Source organism: Collinsella acetigenes (assembly GCF_012844445.1).
Lineage (GTDB): Bacteria > Actinomycetota > Coriobacteriia > Coriobacteriales > Coriobacteriaceae > Collinsella > Collinsella acetigenes.
The window spans coordinates 1-5,381 of record NZ_JABBCP010000009.1; the positions used below are offsets into that span (position 1 = coordinate 1).

At 64.4% G+C, this 5,381-nt stretch carries 3 rRNA genes; all 3 read right to left on the minus strand.

The window, feature by feature from the left end:
• Window positions 1-57: 57 nt before the first annotated feature.
• Window positions 58-173: ribosomal RNA gene (gene rrf, locus HF320_RS08965) — 5S ribosomal RNA — on the minus strand.
• A gap of 159 nt (window positions 174-332) precedes the next feature.
• Window positions 333-3,304: ribosomal RNA gene (locus HF320_RS08970) — 23S ribosomal RNA — on the minus strand.
• 312 nt (window positions 3,305-3,616) lie between these two features.
• Window positions 3,617-5,125: ribosomal RNA gene (locus HF320_RS08975) — 16S ribosomal RNA — on the minus strand.
• The 16S, 23S and 5S rRNA genes sit together here, the layout of an rRNA operon.
• Window positions 5,126-5,381 lie beyond the last annotated feature (256 nt).

Consider the following 5,381-nt stretch of genomic DNA (forward strand, 5'->3'; position numbering starts at 1 on the left):
TCCCCCGCGGCGCCCCCGCGCCCGAGCCCGCTACATACGGGTCGAGCGCCGTCCACCGGTCAGCGGCGCCCTGCTCTCCCACGGGCTGGCCCCGCAGTACCATCGGCGCTCGGCGGCTTAGCTTCCGGGTTCGGAATGGGTCCGGGCGTGCCCCGCCCGCCATGGCCGCTGACCGGTGGGCGGCGCTCGTCTTCAGACGATGAGAGTGCCTCCCACGATGAGGGGGTGGTCTCCGCGTGCCCTGGGGGCCGCACAGCGAGCTCGCCGGATCCTATCCCTCTTCGACCTGAGTTGCACCCGCCAAGCACATGCAGCTGCGCCCGCGGGGATGCGACGGGTAAGAGCTCGGGCGATTAGTGCCGCTCGGCTGAGGCTGTCGCCAGCCTTGCACCTGCGGCCTATCAACCAGGTGGTCTACCTGGGCCCTTACCGAAAGGAGAACTGATCTCGGGAACGGCTTCCCGCTTAGATGCCTTCAGCGGTTATCCGCGCCGGACGCGGCTACCCGGCCATGCCGTTGGTCGACAACCGGTTCACCGGAGGTCCGTCCACCCCGGTCCTCTCGTACTAGGGGCAGCCTCCCTCGATTCTCCTGCGCCCACGGAGGATAGGGACCGAACTGTCTCACGACGTTCTGAACCCAGCTCGCGTACCGCTTTAAACGGCGAACAGCCGTACCCTTGGGACCTGCTCCAGCCCCAGGATGCGATGAGCCGACATCGAGGTGCCAAACCTTGCCGTCGATGTGGACTCTTGGGCAAGATCAGCCTGTTATCCCCGGAGTACCTTTTATCCGTTGAGCGACGGCCCACCCACTCGGGGCCGCCGGATCACTAGAGCCTGCTTTCGCACCTGCTCGTCTTGTAGGACTCGCAGTCAAGCCCGCTTGTACTCTTGCATTCAAAAGGACGGTTGCCGACCGTCCCGAGCGGACCTTCGCGCGCCTCCGTTACTCTTTAGGAGGCGACCGCCCCAGTCAAACTACCCACCTGGCACGGTCCCCGCACCGGATCGCGGCTGCGGGTTAGGACGCCGGCGCGGCGGGGGCGGTATTCCAAGGGCGACTCCCCCGGGACTGGCGTCCCGGGTTCGGCGTCTCCCGCCTATCCTCTACGCGCCGCGCTGGCGGCCAATGCCAAGCTGCAGTGAAGGTTCACGGGGTCTTTCCGTCCTTCCGCGGGTAAGTCGCATCTTCACGACTAGTGCAATTTCACCGGGTCCATGGTCGAGACAGCGCCCAAGTCGTTGCGCCTTTCGTGCAGGTCGGAACTTACCCGACAAGGAATTTCGCTACCTTAGGACCGTTATAGTTACGGCCGCCGTTTACCGGGGCTTGGGTTCGGGGCCTCGCCTCGCGGCTAACCCCTCCCCGTGACCTTCCGGCACCGGGCAGGCGTCAGACCCTATACGTCGCCTTTCGGCTTCTGCAGAGTCCTGTGTTTTTGGTAAACAGTCGCTTGGGCCTCTTCACTGCGGCCCGCCTCCGCTCGGGGAGCTAGTCCCTCCACGTACGCGCGGGCACCCCTTCTCCCGAAGTTACGGGGCCATTGTGCCGAGTTCCTTGACCATGGTTGACCCGATCGCCTCGGTATGTTCTACCCACCCACCTGTGTCGGTTTGCGGTACGGGCGCGATGGCGCCTGCCTAGGGGTTTTTCTGGGGACCACGGGCTCACTCGCTTCGCTGAAATCGCTTCGTCCGGAGCCTCGCCCTCGTGCGGACCGGATTTCCCTGGTCCGCGGGCCGCGCTCCATCACGGGGACGTCCAGAACCCCGCCGAGCCACCCCAATCCGTCGCCCCGTCGGTCATAGCGCCGCCATCGCGGTGCAGGAATATCGACCTGCTGCGCGTCGCCTACGCCTTCCGGCCTCGGCTTAGCCCCCGACTGACCCTGGGAGGATTAGCCTGGCCCAGGAAACCTCGGGTTCACGGCGGACGAGTTACTCTCTCGTCTCTCGCTACTCATGCCAGCATTCTCGCTCGCGCGCGGTCCACCGTCGGTGGCCCTCCGGCTTCGCCCCGCGCGCGACGCCCCCCTACCGATGATATATAAATGTCATCCCGCCGCTTCGGTACCACGCTTAGCCCCGTGTATTGTCGGCGCGCGCCCACTCGACCAGTGAGCTGTTACGCACTCTTTGAAGGGGTGGCTGCTTCTAAGCCAACCTCCTGGTTGTCTGCGCGAGCGCACATCCTTTGCCACTCGGCGTGGATTTGGGGACCTTAGCGGGCGGTCTGGGCTGTTTCCCTCTCGAGCACACAGCTTAGCCCACATGCTCTGACTGCCGGGGTGTGGGCCGACGGCATTCGGAGTTCGGTTGGAGTCGGTAGGCGGCGAAGCCCCCTCGTCCATCCGGTAGCTCTACCTCCGTCGGTGAACCCCCGACGCTAGCCCTAAAGCTATTTCGGGGAGAACGAGATATCTCCGGGTTTGATAGGCCTTTCACCCCTATCCCCAGGTCATCGGAGCGGTTTTCAACCCACTTCCGTTCGGCCCTCCACGGGGTCTTACCCCCGCTTCAGCCTGCCCAGGGATAGCTCACCCGGCTTCGCGTCTGCGGCCGGCGACTGGACGCCCTGTTCGGACTCGCTTTCGCTACGGCTCCCTTCCGGTTAACCTCGCCGCCGGCCAGCAACTCGCTGGCTCATTCTACAAAAGGCACGCCGTCACAGCGCATGGCTGCTCCGACTGCTCGCGGGCGCACGGTTTCAGGTACTGTTTCACTCCCCTCCCGGGGTGCTTTTCACCTTTCCCTCACGGTACTTGTGCGCTATCGGTCACAGGAGAGTATTCAGGATTGGAGGGTGGTCCCCCCGGGTTCGGACCGGGTTTCACGTGCCCGGCCCTACTCAGGTGCCGGCCCGCTCCGGGACGTGGGTTCGCGTACGGGGCTTTGACCCTCTGCGGCCGGCCCTCCCATGCCGTTCCGCTCCCCACGCCCGGCCGCGCGGGGCCCCGGCAGGGGCCCCATGGCCGGTCCTACAACCCCGGTGGCGCGAAGGCTGCCGCCCGCGTGCGCTCACCGGTTTGTCCCAGGCCCCCTTTCGCTCGCCGCTACTCGGGGGATCTCGGTATTGATTTCTTCTCCTCCGGGTACTTAGATGTTTCAGTTCCCCGGGTTGTCCTCCCCCGCCCTATGGATTCGGGAGGGGGATGGCAGGCCCGCGCCTGCCGGGTTCGCCCATTCGGAGACCCGCGGGTCGAAGGGTGTGTGCCCCTAACCGCGGATTATCGCAGCTTGCCGCGTCCTTCATCGGCTTCCTGTGCCAAGGCATCCGCCGTGCGCCCTACATATCTTCCCGCGCGATCCCGCGCGGGCGCCGCATGAAATCATGATGCTATGGTAACGTTCGTTCAATTAGTCATAATTGGGTATCGCATACCGCGCCCCCCCGCAAGGAGGGGTCGCGATCAGATGCTTCTCACTTCTTCAATACAGATTGAGAATCGATCGAATCAGAATATTTGATCCGTCTCGCTATGCGGCTCTCAAGGTACGCGGGGGTGACCCCCGGGGACCGGGCGCCGCGGGCCTCCGGGACGAGATGCGCCGGACGGGTGTCGCCCCGCGCCGTCATATCGAGCTATCTTTCAGGTGAGTGAATTCTCCCTAGAAAGGAGGTGATCCAGCCGCACGTTCCCGTACGGCTACCTTGTTACGACTTCACCCCCCTCACCCTCCACACCTTCGACGCCTCCCCCCGCAAAGCGGTTGGGCCGGCGGCTTCGGGTGCAGACGACTCGGGTGGTGTGACGGGCGGTGTGTACAAGGCCCGGGAACGCATTCACCGCGGCATGCTGATCCGCGATTACTAGCAACTCCGACTTCATGGGGGCGGGTTGCAGCCCCCAATCCGAACTGGGGCCGGCTTTACGGGATCGGCTCCCCCTCGCGGGGTGGCATCCCTCTGTACCGGCCATTGTAGCACGTGTGCAGCCCAGGGCATAAGGGGCATGATGACTTGACGTCGTCCCCGCCCTCCTCCGGCTTGACGCCGGCGGTCCCGCATGGGTGCCCAGCTTGACCTGCTGGCAACATGCGGCGGGGGTTGCGCTCGTTGCGGGACTTAACCCAACATCTCACGACACGAGCTGACGACAGCCATGCACCACCTGTACGGGCTCCTCTCGGCCACGGGGTCTCCCCCGCTTCACCCATATGTCAAGCCCTGGTAAGGTTCTTCGCGTTGCTTCGAATTAAGCCACATGCTCCGCTGCTTGTGCGGGCCCCCGTCAATTCCTTTGAGTTTTAGCCTTGCGGCCGTACTCCCCAGGCGGGACGCTTAATGCGTTGGCTTCGGCACGGAGGGATCGTCCCCCCACACCTAGCGTCCATCGTTTACGGCTGGGACTACCAGGGTATCTAATCCTGTTCGCTCCCCCAGCTTTCGCGCCTCAGCGTCGGTCACGGCCCAGAGGGCCGCCTTCGCCACCGGTGTTCCACCCGATATCTGCGCATTCCACCGCTACACCGGGTGTTCCACCCTCCCCTACCGGACCCAAGCCTAGAGGTTCCGGGGGCGGGCGGGGGTTGAGCCCCCGCATTTGACCCCCGGCCTGCCAGGCCGCCTACGCGCGCTTTACGCCCAATGAATCCGGATAACGCTCGCCCCCTACGTATTACCGCGGCTGCTGGCACGTAGTTAGCCGGGGCTTCTTCTGCAGGTACAGTCTTGTCTCTTCCCTGCTGAAAGCGGTTTACGACCCGAAGGCCTCCGTCCCGCACGCGGCGTCGCTGCGTCAGGGTTGCCCCCATTGCGCAAGATTCCCCACTGCTGCCTCCCGTAGGAGTCTGGGCCGTGTCTCAGTCCCAATCTGGCCGGTCGGTCTCTCAACCCGGCTACCCGTTGTCGGCACGGTGGGCCGTCACCCCGCCGTCTACCTGATGGGCCGCGGAGCCATCCCCTCCCGCCTGGGCTTTGCCGGGGGCCGCATGCGCGGTCCCCGGGTCGTCGGGCATTACCCGCGGTTTCCCGCGGCTATTCCCGAGGAGGGGGCAGGTTCTCCACGTGTTACTCAGCCGTTCGCCACTCGCTTCCCCCCGGAGGGGGGTGCCGTTCGACTTGCATGTGTTAGGCGCGCCGCCAGCGTTCATCCTGAGCCAGGATCGAACTCTCCGTCCAAAGGGGATGTGAGACATCCCCAAATATTGGGCGCGAGGCGTCCGTCCGGCCAGCTTCGTCGCTGATCGGATCCATTCGATTTGAAAAGCTTCTTGGTTAGGAAATGATGGGGCCTGCCCGACGGGCAGACCTTATCAAGTTATACTTCCGTACACATTCGCTCATACTTCGAATTGGTATGATTTAGTGCATCTGTCCCGGATGGAGTCGATATGCTATCGCTCCACCCGCGGTATCCGGTTCTCAAGGTACCCGC